The organism is Paraburkholderia sp. BCC1886, from assembly GCF_900996245.1.
Classification (GTDB): domain Bacteria; phylum Pseudomonadota; class Gammaproteobacteria; order Burkholderiales; family Burkholderiaceae; genus Paraburkholderia.
Window position 1 is genome coordinate 1 of the sequence record NZ_CAAJGK010000070.1, and the last position, 1373, is coordinate 1373.

Here is a 1373-nt window from a genome sequence, read left to right on the forward strand (position 1 = left end):
TTTGTTAGTGGTCTATTAGCGTTCCCCCTGTGCGGGGGGGCACCTACTTTTCTTTGCCGCCGTGTATGGACTGGAGACATGGGTAACAGGTGTACCGGGACATGGGTAACACTCCGGAAATGCAAAATTTCCGGAGCTGGCCATGTCGTGGAACCCGAGAGACACCGTGAATCTACGTCTGGAATTTGTTCTGCTGGCCCTGCCTGAAGGCGGAAACCATCGAGAGTTGTGCCGGCGCTTCGGGATCAGTCCGAAGACAGGCTACAAATGGCTCAACCGTTACCGTGAGGCGGGTGTGCCAGGCCTGGAGGACCGCTCGCGCCGTCCTTTGTCGAGCCCGACACGTACGTCGCCTGAAGTCGAACAGCGCGTCATTGCGCTACGCGGCGAACATGTCTGGGGCGGGCGCAAGATCGAGCGGCGTCTGCATGATCTGGGCGAACCGGTTGTGCCTACCGCGAGCACGGTGACCCGGATATTGCATCGTCACAGCCTGATCACGCCGCAGGCATCGGAAGCCGCCACACGCTGGCAACGCTTCGAGCATGAACAGCCCAACGACCTGTGGCAGATGGATTTCAAAGGCTGGTTCGAACTGGTCGATGGACGGCATTGCTCGCCACTGACCGTACTCGATGATCATTCCCGTTTCAGCATGGTGCTGGACGCCTGTGGCTGCACTGACACGCAAGTGGTACGCCAGCGGCTGCGCCATGCGTTCCGCCGTTACGGGCTGCCGCTACGCATCAATGCCGATAACGGCTCGCCATGGGGCAGTCCTTCGCGCCCCGGACAGCTCACCGCACTGGGCATCTGGCTGATCCGTCTGGGCGTGAGGCTGTCATACAGTCGCCGTGCCCATCCACAGACCAACGGCAAGGACGAGCGCTTTCACCGAACCCTGAAGGCTGAGTTGCTCAGCAGGCGCAGCTTCACCAGTTTCCGCGGAGCGCAGGACGCATTCGATGCATGGCGTCAGGTCTATAACACACAGCGCCCGCATCAGGCACTCGGCATGGCCACGCCCGTCACGCGTTACAGGTCGAGCGAGAGAGCCTATCCGGAACACCTTCCGCCAATCGTCTATGGCGATAGCGACACCGTCGTACGGGTACGCGTCAACGGCGAGCTGCGATTCATGTCACAGCGCTTCAAGGTATCGAACGCGCTGGACAATCTGCCTGTTGCCATTCGCCCGAGTCTGACGCAACCTGACTGCTACGACCTGTACTTTGCTCATCATCACTTCGCCACCATCAATCCTGAAAAGACGATATGACTGCCTGAAAAGTGTTACCCATGTCCCGGCACGGGTGTTACCTATGTCCTGAGTCCATACACCGCCGCAAAGAAAAGTAGGCAAAAGAAAGCGG

General features: G+C 59.3%; 1 protein-coding gene. It reads left to right on the forward strand.

Going from position 1 to position 1373, the window contains the following annotated elements; all coding sequences use genetic code 11:
• The first annotated feature begins 142 nt into the window (after positions 1-142).
• Positions 143-1279 carry an IS481 family transposase gene (locus FQ746_RS24575; protein WP_144112298.1) on the forward strand — a complete coding sequence of 379 codons (1137 nt, stop codon included), beginning with the start codon at positions 143-145 and terminating at the stop codon, positions 1277-1279.
• Positions 1280-1373 lie beyond the last annotated feature (94 nt).